This is a genomic window from Cellulomonas sp. NPDC089187 (assembly GCF_040685135.1).
In the GTDB taxonomy this organism is placed as follows: domain Bacteria; phylum Actinomycetota; class Actinomycetes; order Actinomycetales; family Cellulomonadaceae; genus Cellulomonas.
The window spans coordinates 332,979-350,400 of sequence record NZ_JBFBHI010000003.1; the positions used below are offsets into that span (position 1 = coordinate 332,979).

The 17,422-nt window shown below is 70.8% G+C and carries 14 protein-coding genes; 6 read left to right on the forward strand and 8 right to left on the reverse strand.

What is annotated here, in order from left to right; genetic code table 11:
- Window positions 1–71: 71 nt before the first annotated feature.
- Complete coding sequence (locus tag AB0N78_RS09815) at window positions 72–1,622, reverse strand: hypothetical protein (protein ID WP_363389122.1); 1,551 nt, start codon at window positions 1,620–1,622, stop codon at window positions 72–74.
- Window positions 1,623–1,742: 120 nt separating this feature from the next.
- A complete protein-coding gene (gene radA, locus AB0N78_RS09820; RefSeq protein WP_363389125.1) occupies window positions 1,743–3,161 on the reverse strand; it encodes a DNA repair protein RadA in 1,419 nt (472 codons plus the stop codon).
- Between the two features lie 81 nt (window positions 3,162–3,242).
- Here radA and disA point away from each other — a divergent pair, with 81 nt between their 5' ends.
- A complete protein-coding gene (gene disA / locus AB0N78_RS09825; RefSeq protein WP_363389128.1) occupies window positions 3,243–4,316 on the forward strand; it encodes a DNA integrity scanning diadenylate cyclase DisA in 1,074 nt (357 codons plus the stop codon).
- A 36-nt stretch (window positions 4,317–4,352) separates the two neighbouring features.
- The gene (locus tag AB0N78_RS09830) at window positions 4,353–5,276 is read left to right on the forward strand and encodes an NADP-dependent oxidoreductase (RefSeq protein ID WP_363389130.1); all 924 of its coding nucleotides are present in this window, start codon (window positions 4,353–4,355) and stop codon (window positions 5,274–5,276) included.
- A gap of 23 nt (window positions 5,277–5,299) precedes the next feature.
- Here the strand turns inward: AB0N78_RS09830 and AB0N78_RS09835 are convergent, their stop codons facing one another.
- The gene (locus AB0N78_RS09835) at window positions 5,300–5,881 is read right to left on the reverse strand and encodes a hypothetical protein (protein ID WP_363389133.1); all 582 of its coding nucleotides are present in this window, start codon (window positions 5,879–5,881) and stop codon (window positions 5,300–5,302) included.
- Between the two features lie 88 nt (window positions 5,882–5,969).
- Between AB0N78_RS09835 and AB0N78_RS09840 the strand changes: the two genes are divergently transcribed.
- The gene (locus AB0N78_RS09840) at window positions 5,970–6,890 is read left to right on the forward strand and encodes an A/G-specific adenine glycosylase (RefSeq protein ID WP_363389136.1); all 921 of its coding nucleotides are present in this window, start codon (window positions 5,970–5,972) and stop codon (window positions 6,888–6,890) included.
- A gap of 7 nt (window positions 6,891–6,897) precedes the next feature.
- On the opposite strand, the gene AB0N78_RS09845 is transcribed toward AB0N78_RS09840, so the two are convergent.
- From AB0N78_RS09845 to AB0N78_RS09860, 4 genes are all read right to left on the reverse strand, one after another.
- Window positions 6,898–9,366: a hypothetical protein gene (locus AB0N78_RS09845; protein ID WP_363389139.1), complete on the reverse strand. Its 2,469-nt coding sequence runs from the start codon at window positions 9,364–9,366 to the stop codon at window positions 6,898–6,900.
- 211 nt (window positions 9,367–9,577) lie between these two features.
- Window positions 9,578–10,087, reverse strand: coding sequence for a hypothetical protein (locus tag AB0N78_RS09850; protein WP_363389142.1), 510 nt, complete (start codon window positions 10,085–10,087; stop codon window positions 9,578–9,580).
- A gap of 28 nt (window positions 10,088–10,115) precedes the next feature.
- Window positions 10,116–10,640: an amino-acid N-acetyltransferase gene (locus AB0N78_RS09855; protein WP_363389145.1), complete on the reverse strand. Its 525-nt coding sequence runs from the start codon at window positions 10,638–10,640 to the stop codon at window positions 10,116–10,118.
- A 161-nt stretch (window positions 10,641–10,801) separates the two neighbouring features.
- Window positions 10,802–11,752 (reverse strand): sugar-binding transcriptional regulator, encoded by a 951-nt coding sequence (locus AB0N78_RS09860; protein ID WP_363389148.1) that lies wholly within the window; start codon window positions 11,750–11,752, stop codon window positions 10,802–10,804.
- A 156-nt stretch (window positions 11,753–11,908) separates the two neighbouring features.
- On the opposite strand from AB0N78_RS09860, the gene AB0N78_RS09865 reads away from it, so the two are divergent.
- From AB0N78_RS09865 to glpK, 3 genes are all read left to right on the forward strand, one after another.
- Window positions 11,909–13,729, forward strand: coding sequence for a glycerol-3-phosphate dehydrogenase/oxidase (locus AB0N78_RS09865; protein ID WP_363389151.1), 1,821 nt, complete (start codon window positions 11,909–11,911; stop codon window positions 13,727–13,729).
- Between the two features lie 104 nt (window positions 13,730–13,833).
- On the forward strand, window positions 13,834–14,565 hold the full coding sequence (locus AB0N78_RS09870) for an MIP/aquaporin family protein (RefSeq protein ID WP_363389882.1): 732 nt from the start codon (window positions 13,834–13,836) through the stop codon (window positions 14,563–14,565).
- A gap of 95 nt (window positions 14,566–14,660) precedes the next feature.
- Window positions 14,661–16,181: a glycerol kinase GlpK gene (gene glpK / locus AB0N78_RS09875; RefSeq protein ID WP_363389154.1), complete on the forward strand. Its 1,521-nt coding sequence runs from the start codon at window positions 14,661–14,663 to the stop codon at window positions 16,179–16,181.
- Window positions 16,182–16,232: 51 nt separating this feature from the next.
- Here glpK and AB0N78_RS09880 read toward each other — a convergent pair whose 3' ends face one another.
- Window positions 16,233–17,336, reverse strand: coding sequence for a sugar kinase (locus AB0N78_RS09880; protein ID WP_363389156.1), 1,104 nt, complete (start codon window positions 17,334–17,336; stop codon window positions 16,233–16,235).
- Window positions 17,337–17,422 lie beyond the last annotated feature (86 nt).

Genomic DNA, 17,422 nt, shown 5'->3' on the forward strand with positions numbered 1-17,422 from the left:
ACTCCACACTCATCGAACTACCGATCCCCCAAAAATACTCTCGCAACGTCCCCACCGCAGCGAAATCTCGCTCACATCGGGAACGCCGCGTAAGCGTTGCTCACATCCGCGATCGGCGCGGTGAGGACAAAGACCGCCGACCCGTTGTTCCACACCGCGGTCCCGGTGCCATCGCCCAGGTCCACCACGGTCAGGGCACCAGTGTCGACCCCCTCCACGGTGACCGCTCCCGCGCTGATCACCTCGCCGACCAGCGCACCGGCCAGCGACGCCTGCTGGGTCTGCGCCTCCGCAGCGGTTCCCCACTGACCCGAGTGCACGGTCAAGGTCGCACCGGACTGGTCGACGTAGGTGTCCTGGTAGGCCTCCACCGCTCCGGCTGCCACCCATTGCGGATCGTCCTGCGAGGCGCTGAGCGCGTACTGCAACACCGTGGCGGGCAACGACTGAGCGAAGGCGGTGGCGGCGGTCCGGTCCACTGCGGGCACCTCACTGGTGGGCGACGGAGCCTGAACGACCTGCTGCTCCGATGCGGTGTCGTCCCGGTTCATCAGATACCAGGCGGTAGCCCCACCGAGCACCAACGCCGCGACGACAACCAGCGCGATCCACAGGCCGCGACGGCGACGGGGAGTGTCGACCGGCTCCTCGGACACCTGCCCGCCGGGGAACGCCGCTCCATCGTCATGGGGGGCAGGGATCATCGCGGGGGGCTCCTCAAAGGCGGCGGGGCGGAGCGTGCGGGTGGGTCGTCGGATGGGCGCTGACGTCTCGGATGTCGCGGGCTGCTGTGCCACGGTCGCCTGTCCCGAGGGCTGCGGCACTGGGGCGGCCTGCTCGAACGACTGCGCTGTCTCGGCGTTGCTCGCTGTCGCAGGCTCCTGCGATATAGCGGTGTCAGCCGGTGCCGTGTTGTCAGCCGGGGCCCCGACGGGCGCGGCCGGGACAACCGGCTGTTGCCCGGTGACCGGCTCCCACGGGGACGCGGGGGCGACCACGGGCACCGCACCGGTGATCGGGTGCCAGGTCGGAACGGGTGCGGGCTCGTCGCCCAGCGGGTCCGCCGCCAGCTCCGAGTCGACCATCGGCGACTCGCGGTGCCCCTGCGGTTCCGGAGCAGCCGGTGTCGCGATGGTCGGCGTCACGGGTGTCGTGGCGGTCGCCCCCATCGGGCGGTCCGCGGCGAGAGCCGTATCGTCGCCGGTCGGGGCCTTCGACGGGGACAGAGGCTCGGGGTGGGCCACTGGCTCCGCGTGGGTCGACGGCTCCGCCCCGGTCAGCGACTCCGCCTGGGGCGACGGCACGGCCTGGGTCGGCACCTGCACCCCGGTCGGCGCGGGCACGATGGGGATCGCCGCGGTGCTCACCGGCGGCTTGCCGCGCAGCGAGCGTCGACTCGGCACCGGGGGCAGCGCGAAGGAACCGGTCACCGGAGCGGGTTCGACCGTCGACTCCTCGGCGACCGGGGCGGCCGCGTCATGGCCGATGGCCGGTCGTCCCTCCGCCACGGCGGGTGTGCCGGACGGGGCGCTCCCGAAGGCGGTGGGAATCACCGGGGCCGGGGCCACGGGGTCGCTGGTGGGGGTGGTGGGCTGCTGCCGGTCGGTATCGCGCTCAGTCATCTGTCTCTCCCCGGCGACCTCTCGCTGGTCGCCGCATGGTCCCGCGCAGCCTAGCGGCGTGGGGGCCTGCGTCCGGGGCTATCCGCTGCCCGTCGTGTCCCGGGTGGGCGGCTGCGCCGACTAGCCCGCCGCTGAGCCCGATGATCTGGTGGCACGCACGGCCTCCATCAAGTCGGCTGCCTGTGCCACGGCGATCCCGGCGGGGGCCTGCCCCTTCTCAATGGAGCCGGCGGGCACCACCGCGTGGGTGAAGCCCAGCCGTGCGGCCTCGGACAGTCGCCGCAGGGTCCCGGACACCGGTCGGATCTCCCCCGCCAGGCCGACCTCCCCGATCGCCACCAACCGCGGCGGCAGCGCGACGTTCTCCCGGGAGCTGACGGTGGCCAGCGCCAGCGCCAGATCAGCGGCAGGCTCCACCACCCGGGCTCCGCCGACGCTGGACACGTAGACGTCCTGGTCGGCCACCTTGAGCCCAGCCCGTCGTTGCAGCACCGCCAGCACCATCGCCAACCGGGACCCGTCGACCCCGCTGGTGGTCCGCCGCGGATTGGACAGCATGCTGGGCGCGACCAGGGACTGCACCTCCACGGCCAGCGGGCGTCGACCCTCCAGGGTGACGGTGACGCAGGTGCCGGGCACCTGGTTGCGCTCGGTGGACAGGAACAGTCCGGAGGGGTCGGCGAGTCCGACGATGCCGCCCTCGTTCAGGTCGAAGCAGCCGACCTCGTCCGTGGGCCCGAACCGGTTCTTGGTGGCCCGCAGCAGTCGCAGCCGGGAGTGCCGGTCACCCTCGAACTGGCAGACCACATCCACCAGGTGCTCCAGGGTGCGCGGTCCGGCCACCGACCCGTCCTTGGTCACATGCCCGACCAGCACCACTGGCAGGTTGCGCTCCTTGGCCGCCGCGATCAACGACCCGGCGACCTCCCGCACCTGCGCAACACCGCCCGGCGAGCCCTCCACCTCGGCAGAGGCCACGGTCTGCACCGAGTCGAGCACCAGGAGATCCGGCGCGGACTGCTCAATGTGCCCGAGGATGGTCGCCAGGTCGGTCTCCGAGGTGAGCAGCAGACGATCCGCCAACGCCCCGATCCGCTCGGCGCGCAGCCGCACCTGCCCGGCAGACTCCTCCCCGGTCACGTACAGCACGGTGCGCCCGTCGGAGTCCGCGACCCGGCTGGCCACATCCAGCAGCAGGGTCGACTTGCCCACGCCCGGCTCCCCGGCCAGCAGCACCACCGCACCGGGCACCAGGCCACCGCCGAGCACCCGGTCCAGTTCGTCCACGCCGGTGGGCCAGGACCGACTCGCCTCGACGTCGATCTGCGCGATCGGCCGAGCCGCACCGCGCGGCGGGGCACTGGCCACCGTGCGCGGCGCCGCGCCACCGGCACCGCCGTCCTCGCCGACGCTGCCCCAGGTCTGGCACTCCCCGCACCGACCGACCCATTTGCTGGTGGTCCACCCACACTCCGAGCAGCGGTAACCCGCCCGTGCGGCGCGGGCGGTACGACTCTGACGGGAGGTGCTGGTGCTCACGGTCGGTCACGCTAGCCCCGAGCGCCCACACGCCGGGACAACACCTGCGTCAGCAGGGCAGCGACCCGTAGGATCACGCCCGTGCCCACCTCCCAGGCGGACGAGCTGCTCCGCTCCACACTGGCCGCTGTCGCGCCCGGCACCGAGCTGCGCGACGGTCTGGAGCGCATCCTGCGTGGCCGGACCGGCGCGCTGATCGTCCTCGGCTACGACGACACCGTGGAGAGCATCTGCTCGGGCGGATTCGAGTTGGCGGTGGAGTTCTCCGCGACCCGACTGCGCGAGCTGGCCAAGATGGACGGCGCGATCGTGATGGACCCGAAGGGGGGCACCATCTTGCGCGCGGCGGTGCAACTGCTGCCGGACTCCTCGATCAGCACCTCGGAGTCGGGCACCCGGCACCGCACCGCCGAGCGGGTGGCCAAGCAGACCGGCCTGCCGGTGATCTCGGTCTCCGCGTCGATGCGGATCATCGCCCTGTACGTCGGCAATCAGCGGCACGTGCTGGAGAACGCGGACGCCATCCTGTCCCGGGCGAATCAGGCGCTGGCCACTCTGGAGCGCTACAAGGCCCGACTGGACGAGGTCTCCGGCACCCTGTCCGCGCTGGAGATCGAGGACCTGGTCACGGTCCGCGATGTCGGCGTCGTGGTGCAGCGGTTGGAGATGGTGCGTCGCATCTCGGAGGAGATCGCGGGATACGTGGTCGAGCTCGGCACCGACGGTCGACTGCTGTCCCTCCAACTGGATGAGCTGACCGGCGGGATCGGCGCGGACGCCAGCCTGGTCATCCGCGATTACGTCGACACCACCCGGCGCAGCCTGGAGCAGGTGCAGGCGGCGCTGAGCACCCTGGATGCCACCGAGCTGCTGGATCTGTCAGCCATGGCTCGGGTGCTCGGCCTGTCCAGCACAGTGGAAAGCCTGGACGCCGCCGTCGCGCCCCGCGGCTACCGGTTGCTGTCGAAGGTTCCCCGACTTCCCGGTGCCATCGTCGACCGACTGGTCGAGCACTTCAGCAGCCTGCAGAAGTTGCTCGCTGCGAGCATCGACGACCTGATGGCCGTGGACGGTGTGGGCGAGCAGCGCGCCCGTGCCGTGCGCGAAGGACTGTCCCGGCTGGCCGAATCCAGCATCCTCGAGAGGTACGTCTGACGGAATGCGCCCGGGTCGACCGTGGTTGGCCCGAATATGAAGGCAGTCACGTACGACCGCTTCGGCGGCGCTGAGGTCATGCAGGTCACCGAACAGCCCGAACCGCATGTCGGTCCGGACTCCGTGCTGGTGAAGGTGGTGGCCGCCGGGATCAACCCGGTCGACTACAAGGTCCGCGAGGGGTACCTCCAAGGGCTGATCGACACCCGCTTCCCCGCGATCCCGGCCTGGGATGTCGCCGGTGTGGTGGTGAAGGCCGGTCTGGACACCCCGGAGTTCGCTGAGGGGGACGAGATCCTGGCCTACGCCCGTAAGGACACCGTGCAGGACGGCACCCTCGCCGAGTACGTGCAGGTGCCGGTCCGCACCGCCGCGAAGAAGCCCGCCGGGCTGGACTTCGACCGGGCCGCCGCCCTGCCGCTGGCCGGATTGACCGCCCTGCAGAGCGTGCGCCGCTCCGGCCTGGGCGAGGGTGACACGGTGCTGGTGCATGCTGCCGCCGGCGGGGTGGGCTCCATCGCCGTGCAGCTGGCGGTGCGCGCCGGGGCCCGGGTGATCGGCACCGCCTCGGAGCGCAATCACGACTACCTGCGCGAGCTCGGTGCCGAGCCGGTGACCTACGGTGACGGCCTGGTCGAGGCGGTACGTGCGCTGGCACCCGAGGGTGTCGACGTGGTGCTCGACTATGTGGGTGGCGCGGCGATGGACGTCACCGATCAGCTGCGACGTGAGGGCGGCACGGTCGTCTCCATCGCCGACCCGCGGGCCCGGACCGAGTTCGGCGGCCACTACGTGTGGGTCCGCCCCGACCCGGCCGACCTGAGCGAGCTGGCACAGCTAGCCGCGGACGGTGACCTGCGGATCGAGGTCTCCGCGACTTACCCCCTGGACCGTGCAGCGCAGGCCTACGACGAGCTGGCGGCCGGGCACACCCGCGGCAAGATCATCGTCAAGCCCTGATCAGCCAGGGATCGACCGGGTGATCACCCCAGGGTGAAGACCACCGGGTCGGTGCTCACGCCGTTGAGGGTGAGCACCGCCTGGTAGGTCCCGGGCTGCGTCGCAGGCAGGCCCGCGGAGCAGGCCTCGTCGGAGCGGCTGCGGTCCCACTGGGTCTGCCGCTGGTCCGCCTGCTCCGGCGCGAGCAGTAGCTGCAAGGGGTCACCGGTCGCGCAGTCGGTGCTGGCCCAGATCCGGTCACTGCCGGAGGTGACGACGATCTGGCGCTGGTCGTCCCCCGCGTCCAACAGGCACGGTGTGGCACCGGCGTTGGTCATCGTCGCGGTGAACACCGGCTGCGCGCCCTCGGGGTAGGTCGCCGCATCCGCGCTCAGTTCCACGGTCAGACTCGCGGGATCACAGGTAACCGGCTCGGTGCTGGCCGCGGCGCTCTGGCTGGGGCTCGGCTCAGCCATCGGCGTCTGCGGCTCGTCGCCACCGCCGGTCAGGGCCTTCACCACGACGACGATCAGCACGATCACCAGAACCAGGGCCGCCAGCACCACCAGTCGACGTCGCCAGTACACGCTCGCCGGTTCTGGCCCGGTCGGCCGCAGCACGCTCATCCGATCCTCCCCGTCCGCCTGACGATCACCGTAACCAGCGGCTAGGACCCGCCCGGGTGCGGCACGCCGGTCCGTCGCAGATGTGAAGATGTCCCCCGTGCCCGTCGCCGACCCCTCCCCCACCGTCCCCGCGGATGAGGTCGAGGAGGTCCGTGACCTGGTGGTCGACTGGTTCGCCGCCCACGCCCGTGACCTGCCCTGGCGCTCGGTGGACCGCACCCCCTACGGCGTGCTGGTCAGCGAGGTGATGTTGCAGCAGACACCGGTGGTCCGGGTCGAACCGGCCTGGCGCGCCTGGATGACCCGCTGGCCCACCCCCGCCAACCTGGCCGCGGCGGCCCCGGCGGATGTGCTGCGCGCCTGGGACCGACTGGGGTACCCGCGCCGCGCCCTTCGACTGCGCGAGTGCGCTCAGGCTGTGGTGGAACGACACGGTGGCGAGCTGCCCACCGATGAGGCCGAGCTGCGGGCGCTGCCCGGAATCGGCGAGTACACCGCCGCCGCGGTACGGGCCTTCGCCTATGGCTTGCGCTCCACCGTGCTGGACACCAACGTCCGCCGGGTGTTGGCCCGCGTCGCCGAGGGGATCGCGCTACCCGCCCCGTCCCTGACCGTGGCGGAGCGGCGGCTCGCCGGAGAGTTCGTGCCCGAGGCCGACGGGGATGCGGCACGGTGGGCAGCGGCGTCGATGGAACTCGGGGCCCTGGTCTGCACCGCCCGCTCCCCGCGCTGCGACGACTGCCCGGTGCGCGGCCTGTGCGCCTGGCGCGCGGCCGGTTTCCCCGCGGATGCGCATGCCGGACGGCGACGCACCCAGGCGTGGGCGGGGACCGACCGTCAGGTCCGCGGGCGGATCATGGCGCTGCTGCGCGAGGCGTTGGAACCCGCACCGGCCGAGGCGGTCGCCGCGGTGTGGCCGGACGACGAGCAGCGCGCACGGTGCCTGACCTCGCTGCTCGCCGACGGTCTGGTGGAGCAGGTCGGCCAGACTTATCGGCTGCCGGACTGAGCCGGGGTCAGCGCCGACCCCGCCGGGCGTTCTTCTCCGCCCGCGTCACCTCCCGGAGCTCCGCCGCGGACAGGCCCAGCTGGGGCGTCGACCGCATCCAGGCATAGGTCGCGACCGCACAAGGGAAGTCGCCGAGCATCGTGCATGCGGCCGCCAGGTCGAATCCGGACTTCTTGGCCCGGATCATCAACTCCGGATCGGTGGAGACCGCGACCAGGTCCAGCACCCGGCGGTGCGCACCGGCGGCCTCGGCCGTACGCCCGAGTTCGGTGAAGGTCGCCGCCTGATTGCGCAGTGCCTTCGCGCAGCGCAGGTGCCCGCCCGCCGTCTCGAGGTGCTGACCGTGCACCGCCACGACGTGCTCATAGGCCGCCAGCGCACCGAGCGGGTCACCGAGCTCATCGATGAGCACCGCACGGTTGTAGACCGCCTGCTGCCGGGACACCGCCGTGTCCAGATCGCTGGTGCCCGCGGCGAGCGCGTCCAATGCCTCATAGGCCCTGATCGCGCCCCGGTGGTCCCCGAGCTTGGTCAGCGCCATCCCGAGCCGCAGGTGGGCACGGGCCTGGACCCGGTGGGCCCGGCTGTCGGCCTGGGACGGGAGGACCGCTGCCTGCTGCGACAGCTGGGCGACCTGCTCCCAGCGTCCAGCCTCCTGCATCCAGCCCGCCCAGACATCGAGTGCGGCCAGGCGCAGCACCACCAGGTCCGGGTCGGTCGCGCCGGTGGTCTCCGCGACGATGGAGTGCCACAGCGGCTCGGCCTCGGCGATCCGACCCTGCGCAGCGAGATCGTCAGCCGCCTGGACCCGGTCGCGCAGCACGCGATAGGCCCCGGCACCCGCCGCAGCGGTGGCGACGGCCACGATCCGGGCGTTCTCCCGGGCGATCCGGACGGTGTCCTGGATGTCGTCGTCCTGGACCTCGCCGTAGCGCTGCTCGATCTGTTGGAACAGCGCGAGAGCACGGTCACTGTGTCCGGCCTCGTGCTGCGCAGCCGCCTCACCGAGCAGCCGGCTGGCGTCCAACCGACGCAGGCGCACATCGGGGTCGTCGGCGAACCGGCGGGCGAACTCCTGCCGGAGGGCGGCCGCCTCCGGCTGATCGACCCGTCCGGAGCGCCAGGTCGACCAGAGCGCGGTGGCCGCCCAGATGCGCACGTCGGCGGAGGGGTCGGTGCCGAACTCCGCCAGGATCGCTCCGATCCCCTCGCGGGCGAGCGCGATCTGGTCCTCCTCCAGCAGGAAACGGATCGTCCAGTAGGCGGCTTGGGCGCGTTCGACCCGCGCAATGTCCAGCCCGGACTCGTCCACCCGGTTGCGGAGTGTGGCCAACGCCGACCGGGCCTCTGCCCGCCGCCCGAGGTCGGACAGCCGCAGCCCCCGGTCGAGCAGCAGGGCCGCCATCGCCGGGATGCCGTCCGGGCGGGACCACAGGGTGACGAACCGCTGCTCGACCTCGACCGACAGGCGCACCGCCTCCTGCGGATCACGGGCCGGAGCAGCGGAGGACCGCGAGGGCTCGGCACCGTCGGGGTGGCCCAACACCTGGGTGATCAGTGCCGCGACCGAGAACCGGGGCAGCGCCGTGTCGGGGTGATCATCCGCGCGGGCCAGGGCATCGGCGTGCCGCAGGACCGCGAGCATGCCGTCAGTGGTCCGCGCCGTCGGCTGTGCGGCACGGACCAGTCCGGTGAGCACTACCGCCCGGGTGCGCGGGTCGGTGGCGGCGGCGTAGGCGTCGACCAGACGGGTCCAGTCCTCCGCCTCGACCACTGGGCGGCGCTGGTCGTCGAGCCTGCGCAAGATTCCGTGCAGGTGTCGGATCGCCAGCGAGGCCGCATGCGGGGTGTGCCCGGCGGCGGCCTCATCGATCAGCAGTGCGCGGGCGGTGCTCACTGCCTCGTCCGGGGTCGCACCGTCCGCCAGTGCCAAATCGGCGAGCAGGAGCGATGCCCGCCAGGCGAAGACCCGACCGGCGCGGACCCGTGGGGCCTCGCGCAGCACCCGGTGCAGCACCTCCGGAGCAACCGCGCGGTCGTCGCCGTGCTCGATGCGCAGGCGTGAGGCGGTCACCATCGCGTCGAGTCGGATCGCCCCGAGTCGGTCGTCATCCTCATCGCCGAGGCGCAACGCCAGCTCATCCAGGGCCACCGCGATGGACGTCGGGTCCTGACGCAGCCGCTCACGGAGCATCTGCGCGGTGAGCGCCGCCTCCGCCGCCACTCGCCGCTCGCCCACGTGGACCGCATCCCGCAGCCGCTGATCCAGGTCGGCGGCCCGCCGCACGACCTCGACGAACAGCACCGGATCGTCATCCTCCCGGCGGTGCACGAACTCGATTTGGCGCAGCTCCGCCTCGGCGCGAGCCACCCGGGTGTCCACGTCATCGAATGTGTCGGTCAGTGCCTGCATCCGGTCCAGATGGTCATCCACCACGGTCGACGGCTCGATCGGCGCGTCCAGATCGATCAGCACCCCGGTCGCCTGGGCGATGGCGGTGGCCTGCGCGGCATCCTGTGCGGGTGCGGAGTGCGACAGCGCGGTGAGCAGGAGGGCACGGGCAGCGCCCTGCTCCCCCTCTGCGATCAGCTCGCGCGCCTGGGCCAGTGTGGCGTCGATGATGTGCCCTCCTCGGACCGAAGCGCCAGGTCAGCGCCGTGACGCTCGGACTCTATCCGCGAGGTAACTAGTGGTGGGCGGCCAGCTCGAGCAGCACCACCGCGAGCCCGAGCAGCCCCTCGGCCCCGAGCACCACCAACCGCTGCGGGAAGCTCAGCCGCAGTCGTCGGGCCGCTGCCCAGCCAATGACGATGAGGGTGCCCAGCAGGGCGATGGTCGAAGCCTGCAACGCGGTGTCCACCTGCCAGGCTCCTGTGCCCGCCCCGGCCAACAGGATCAGCGGGATCACCGCGGGGCCGATCCCGCTGCGCATGATCCCCAGGAAGTGTCGGAGCTCCGCCCGGTGCGGCAACTCCTGGTGCACCACCACATGGGAGACCAGATCTGCCACCAGCACCGCCAGCAGGGTGCCGCCGACCGTGATCACCAGCGTCTTGGCCGCGCCACCTGCACCGTCGACATGGCCGCGCATCGTCATCACCACCGCGAGCGCCGCGAAGGAGACGTAGACCCGCTCTTTCAGCCGTTCCGCCCGGCGGTCGAGCTCGTCATGATCGGGGGCGGTGGTGCTGGTCATCGGCTCAGGGTACGAATCCGGACCGAGGCTATTCGGACAATTCGATCAGCATGCGTGTATTGCCGAGCGTGTTGGGCTTCACCCGTGCCAGATCCAGGAACTCGGCCACCCCATCGTCCTGTGAGCGCAGCAGTTCGGCGTACACCTGCTGGTCGACCGGTGTCCCGTCGATCTCCGACCAGCCATGTCCGGTGAAGAAGTCCACCTCGAAGGTCAGACAGAACAGCCGCCGCAGCCCGAGCACCCGGGCCCGCTCGGTCAGCGCGTCCAACAGCAGGTGCCCGACCCCGCGCTTGCGCCAGTCCCGGGAGACCGCGAGCGTCCGGATCTCGGCCAGGTCCTCCCACATCACATGCAGCGCCCCACAGCCGATCAGCGTCCCGTCCGGGGCCTCGGCCACCAGGAACTCCTGCACCGCCTCGTAGTAGCCCACCCATTCTTTGGCCAGCAGGATGCGTTCGTCCGCGTAGGGCTGGACCAGCGCGCCGATGGCTCGGACGTCCGCGGGCAGGGCGGGCCGGATCCGGATCGGGGACTCATCGCGCGAGGTCACGGGGCCAACCTACGACCGCCCACGCGCCCGCACTCCCCCGGGCCCGCCCACCGAGACCCCGTACGACCGCACACGCACCCGTCGATGTGTCACTTTCGGAGCCACATTCCGCCCGAGTCGCCTCAGTTTCTGACACATCGGCGTCGGCCTGCGCGGGTGGGTCAGGTCAGGTCGAGCAGTCGCGCGGCCGTCCGCTCGTCGACAACCAGGTCGGTCACCGTCCCGGCCCGGAGCGCGGCGAGTAGCGGCACCGCTTTGCTGTCACCGGCAACCACGCACAGGCGGTGCGGGATCCGGCGCAGCTGCTCGGGGGTCGGACCGGTGGCACGGTCGTTCAACGGCACATCACGCCAGGACCCGTCCGCGCGCAGGAAGACCGTGCACACGTCACCGACCACCCCCTGCTCGTGCAGCAGGTCCACGTCGTCAGCGTCCAGGTACCCGGCCGAGTAGACGTGCGAGGGCAACGCGCCACCGACCGAGCCGACCGAGAACAGTGCGATGTCCGCCCGCGCCTGCTCATCCAGCACCCGTCGGACCGAGCGCTCGCGCCACATCGCCGCCTTGCTCTCCGGGTAGTCGAAGAAGGCCGGCACCGGGAAGTGGTGCACCGCCGCCCCATAGGCCGCTCCGAAGGAGGCGATCAGGTCCGAGGCGTACTCGATGCCCGAGGTTCGCGTGTTGGCGGCCCCGTTGAGCTGGACCACCACCGAGCCGCGGGTGGGCTTGGGTTGGAGGTGCCGGGAGATCGCCGCCAGGGTGGTTCCCCAGGCCACGCCCAGGATCATGTCGGAGTCGAACCAGTTGGAGAGCAGCCGGGCGGCGGTGCGGGCCACCTGATCCAGGCGGTCGATCTCCTCGGCGGAGTCCGGCACCGGCACCACATAGGTCTCAATCCCGAAGGCGGCGGAGATGGATCGGCCAAGTCCGGGGGCGCGCGTCGTGGATGGACGCAGGGTGATCTCAACCAGACCGCTCTCCCGCGCTTGCTTCAGCAGTCGGGACACCGTGGACCGTGACGTGCGCAGGTGCCGGGCAATGACGTCCATCTTGACGTCCTGGAGGTAGTACATCGACGCCGCTCGCAGCACGTCCTGGTCCCGGTCGGCCATCCCACCCTCCTTGGTGACTGCACATTCGTGCACAGCGCTTGCGCGTCTGTTCGCTGGCGCTGACGATAGCGGCAGGCAGGACCGAAGTCCTATCCCGGTGAGCAGCCGCACACGGGGAGGGCGAGCGGCCGACGGCGACGCATCGGAGAGACATCCATGAGGACGGCAGCACTGACCCCCCAGCTACGCCAGGACGCCCTGGCGACTCTGCGCTCCACCTCGGAGGACGGCCCTGAGCTCGACGTGCTGGTGATCGGCGGCGGTGTCACCGGAGCCGGCATTGCGCTCGATGCAGTCACCCGCGGGTTGTCCACCGCGGTGATCGACGCGCAGGACTGGGCCTCGGGCACGTCCAGCCGATCCAGCAAGCTGGTGCACGGCGGACTGCGCTACCTGCAGATGCTCGACTTCCACCTGGTCCGCGAGGCGCTGACCGAGCGTGATCTGCTGATCAACACCCTGGCCCCGCACCTGGTGAAGCCGGTGTCCTTCCTCTACCCGCTGGAGCACCGGGTTTGGGAGCGGGCCTACGTCGGGGCGGGCGTCGCCCTGTACGACACCCTGGCCAGCGTCTCCGGGCGCGAGCGCGCGATGCCGATCCACCGGCACCTGACCCGCAAGGGTATGGAGAAGCTGTTCCCCGATCTGCGCCACGACGCCGCGGTCGGCGCGGTCCGATACTGGGATGCCGCTGTCGACGACGCGCGACTGACCTCCACCCTGATCCGCACCGCCGTCTCCTACGGCGCGCATGCGGCATCCCGGACCCAGGTCGTCGATCTGACCACCACCCCGGGGGGCGCGGTCACCGGTGCCGAGCTGGTCGATCTGGAGACCGGTGAGCAGATCACCGTCCGGGCCCGGCACGTCATCAACGCCACCGGCGTGTGGACCGAACAGACCGAGGGCCTGGCCGGCACCGACGGCGGACTGCGGGTGCTGGCATCCAAGGGCATCCACATCGTCGTCCCGCGGGACCGGATCGCCGGGAACACCGGTCTGATCCTGCAGACCGAGAAGTCCGTGCTCTTTGTCATCCCGTGGTCGCGCTACTGGGTGATCGGGACCACCGACACGCCCTGGGAGCAGGAGCTGACCCACCCGGTCGCCACCAGCGAGGACATCGACTACGTCATCGACCACGCCAATGCGGTGCTGGCCCGACCCCTGACCCGCGAGGACGTGATCGGTACCTGGGCCGGGCTGCGTCCGCTGCTCCAACCGGGCACCAAGGAGGGCACCTCCTCCGCCAAGGTGTCCCGTGAGCACACCGTGGCCTCGCCCACCCCGGGCCTGACCGTGATCGCCGGCGGCAAGCTGACCACCTACCGGGTGATGGCCAAGGACGCGGTGGACTTCGCCATCGGGTCGCGTGCCACGACGTTGCCGTCGATCACCGACCGGGTTCCGCTGGTCGGCGCCGAAGGGCTGGAGGTCGTCCAGCGTCAGTCCCGCGACACCGCCAAGCGCTACGGCTGGGACCGCGGGCGGATGGACCACCTGCTGCACCGGTACGGCTCGCTGATCCACGAGCTGACCGACCTGATCGAGGCCGAGCCGTCCCTGGCCGAGCCGCTGAAGAACGCCCCCGCGTACATCGGGGCCGAGATCGTCTACGCCGCCTCCCACGAGGGTGTGCTGCACCTGGACGACGTGATGATGCATCGCACCCGCCTGAACTACGAGCAGGCGGACAAGGGTGTCGGTGCCCTGGAGGAGATCGCCGACCTGATCGGTCCGCGACTCGGCTGGGACGCCGCCACCCGCGAGAAGGAGATCGCCGCCTACCGGTCGCGCGCCGAGGCGGAGTTCGCCGCGGCCGAGCAGCCGGACGACGCCGCCGCCGAGGTCGCCCGGCTCCAGGCGGAGGATCTGGCGCCGATGCTGCCTCTGCCGGGCGGCGATCGGGTGAAGTCCGGCACAAAGCCGGGCTCAGACCCCGCAACCCCTGCCGCCGCGGGCCCGGCAGGAACATGATCTGACCGCGCACGATCCCGGTCCGTCGGGGTTGATTCCCGACGGACCGGAGCCCCTGTGAGACAACGACGTCCAGAAAGAGGTTGGCTGTGGAGTCCATCTCAATGGGACAGGTGTTCCTGTCCGAGTTCCTCGGCACTACGGTGCTGCTACTTCTTGGTGCTGGTGTGGTGGCGAATGTCGTCCTGCCCAAGACCAAGGGTCACGCCGGCGGCTGGCTGCTGGTCAACTTCGGCTGGGGCCTCGCGGTCTTCGCCGGTGTGTATGTCGCCTTCAAGACCGGTGCCCACCTGAACCCCGCGGTCACGCTGGGTATCTGGGCCGCTGGCAAGGACGAGTTCGCCCCGGGCATCGAGGTGAACGCGGCCAATGGATTCGTCTACATCGCTGCCCAGATGGCCGGTGCCGCAGTCGGTGCCGCCCTGGCGTACCTCGCGCACAAGAAGCACTTTGACGAGGAAGCCGACCCGGCCGACAAGCTCGGGGTCTTCGCCACCGGTCCGGCGATCCGTTCCTACGGCTGGAACTTCGTCACCGAGGTGCTGGCCACGTTCGTGCTGGTGTTCTGGGTCGTCATCAGTGGCAACACCCCGGCCCAGATCGGCCCGCTCGGTGTGGCGCTGGTCGTGCTCGCCATCGGTGCCAGCCTCGGTGGCCCCACCGGATACGCCATCAACCCGGCCCGTGACCTCGGTCCGCGCATCGCGCACGCGCTGCTGCCGATCAAGGGCAAGGGCTCCTCGGATTGGTCCTACGCCTGGGTGCCGGTACTCGGCCCCGTCGTCGGTGGTGTGGTCGGCGGTCTGCTGGCCTCGGCCCTCGGCTGGGTGTTCTGACCCAGCGCTGACCCGCAGTCTCCGCGCGCGGGTCGAGCGGCACTGTCGTCGCCGGCCCGCGCGCCGTCCCTCCCCCCGACATCGAAGGAAGTCACATGTCCGAGAAGTTCGTCATGGCCATCGACCAGGGCACCACCTCGTCCCGGGCGATCATCTTCGACCACGCCGGTCAGATCGTGTCCGTCGGCCAGACCGAGCACCAGCAGATCTTCCCGCGAGCCGGTTGGGTCGAGCACGACCCGAACGAGATCTGGACCAACGTCCGCGAGGTCGTCGGCCTAGCCCTGTCCCGCGCGAATAAGACCTACACCGACATCGCTGCGGTGGGCATCACCAACCAGCGTGAGACCGCCGTGGTGTGGGACCGCACCACCGGTCAGCCGATCTACAACGCCATCGTCTGGCAGGACACCCGCACCCAGAAGATCTGCGACGACCTGGCCGCCCTCGGCGGGGGCGCTGAACGTTACAAGGAGCGCACCGGTCTGCCGCTGGCGACCTACTTCTCCGGCCCGAAGATCCGCTGGATCCTGGACAACGTCGAGGGTGCGCGGGAGAAGGCCGAGCGCGGTGAGCTGGCCTTCGGCAACACGGACTCCTGGGTGCTGTGGAACATGACCGGTGGCGTCGACGGTGGCATCCACGTCACCGACGTCACCAATGCCTCGCGCACCCTGCTGATGAACGTCGACGACCTCACCTGGAACGAGGAGATCGCCGCGGAGATGGGCATTCCGCTGTCCATGCTCCCGGAGATCCGCTCCTCCTCCGAGGTCTACGGCGAGGGCCGCAAGGGTGGCCTGGTGCCTGGCGTGCCGATCGCCGGCATCCTCGGCGACCAGCAGGCGGCCACCTTCGGCCAGGCCTGCTTTGAGGTCGGCAGCGCCAAGAACACCTACGGCACCGGCAACTTCATGCTCCTGAACACCGGAACTGAGCCGGTGGCGTCCAAGAACGGTCTGCTGACCACCGTCGCGTACAAGATCGGCAACGCCCCGCAGGTCTACGCGCTCGAGGGCTCTATCGCAGTCACCGGTTCGCTAGTGCAGTGGCTGCGGGACAACTTGGGCATGTTCATGGACGCCCCGGACATCGAGTACCTGGCCAATAAGGTCGACGACAACGGTGGCGCGTACTTTGTGCCCGCGTTCTCCGGCCTGTTCGCCCCGTACTGGCGCTCGGACGCCCGTGGCGCGCTGGTCGGCCTGACCCGGTTCGTCAACCGCAACCACATCGCCCGCGCGGCGCTGGAGGCCACCGCCTTCCAGACCCGTGAGGTGATGGACGCCATGAACGCCGACTCCGGGGTGGCGCTCACCGAGCTCAAGGTGGACGGCGGCATGACCGCCAACAACCTGCTGATGCAGTTCCAGGCGGACATCCTCGACGTGCCGGTGATCAAGCCGAAGGTCGCGGAGACCACCGCTCTGGGTGCCGCCTACGCCGCCGGTATCGCCGTCGGCTTCTGGTCGGGCGAGCAGGACGTGATCGACAACTGGGCCGAGGACAAGCGCTGGACGTCGTCCATCGACTCCGCCGAGCGCGACCGTCAGTACCGACTCTGGAAGAAGGCTGTCACCAAGACCTTCGACTGGGTCGACGAGGACGTGCGCTGATCCAGGCATGAGAAAGGGGGCCCGGGTGACCGGGCCCCCTTTCTGCTGTGCTCAGCGGTCGACGCGCGCTCCGCCGCCCCCGGCCAGCTTGAGGATCTCCGCGCGATTGGCCATCGAAGTATCACCCGGCGTGGTCATCGCCAGCGCCCCGTGCGCTGCACCCCACTGCACCGCGGTGGCCAGCGGCTCACCGTCCAGCAGGCCGGCGATCAGTCCGGAGGCGAAGGAGTCCCCGCCACCGACCCGGTCCAGGATCTCCAGCCCTTCGCGGTGAGTGGCCCGCACCAGACCGGAGTCCGCGGACCAGGCGATCGCCCCCCAGTCATTGACGGTGGCGGAGCGGACCGTCCGCAGCGTGGTCGCGATCACCCGGAAGTTCGGGTACGTGGCGGCGACCCGGTCGATCATCCGTGCGAAGCCCTCCACATCCAGCTCCGCGAGATCGGCGTCGACACCCTCGACCTCGAACCCGAGCGCCGCGGTGAAGTCCTCCTCATTGCCGATCATCACGTCGACATAGGGGGCGATGGCCCGGTTGACCTCCTGCGCCTTCGGCTGACCACCGATGGCCTTCCACAGACTCGGGCGGTAGTTCAGGTCGTAGGACACCAGGGTGCCGTGCCGCCGCGCCGCCTGCACCGCCGCCAGCGTGGTCTGGGCAGAGGTCTCAGACAGTGCCGCGAAGATGCCGCCGGTGTGCAACCAGCGCACCCCCTGCCGCCCGAACAGGTCGTCCCAGTCCACGTCCTCGGCGCGCAGCTGGCTGGCGGCAGTGTTCCCCCGGTCCGAGACACCCACCGCACCGCGCACGCCGAATCCGCGCTCGGTGAAGTTCAGCCCGTTGCGTGCGCTGCGCCCGACCCCGTCCGAGGGCACCCAGCGGATGTACGCGGTGTCGACGCCACCGGTCAGGATGCAGTCCTCGACCAGCCGACCCACCTCGTTGTCGACCAGGGCGGTCACCACCGCCGTGCGCAGCCCGAAGGCCCGGCGCAGGCCGCGGGCCACGTTGTACTCACCCCCGCCCTCGGAGGCGCGGAAGCTGCGGGTGGTGCGCACTCGGCCCTCGCCGGGGTCGAGTCGGAGCATCACCTCGCCCAGGGCGACCGCGTCGTAGCGGCAGTCCTCGGCGGGGCGGAGCGGGAGGGTGGTCATGGTGTCTCCTGGGATGGCGAACGGTGTGGGGCGCCGGTGCGGCGCGGGGACGGTGGACCCGGGCGGCGGGTCGAGGCATGTGCGGC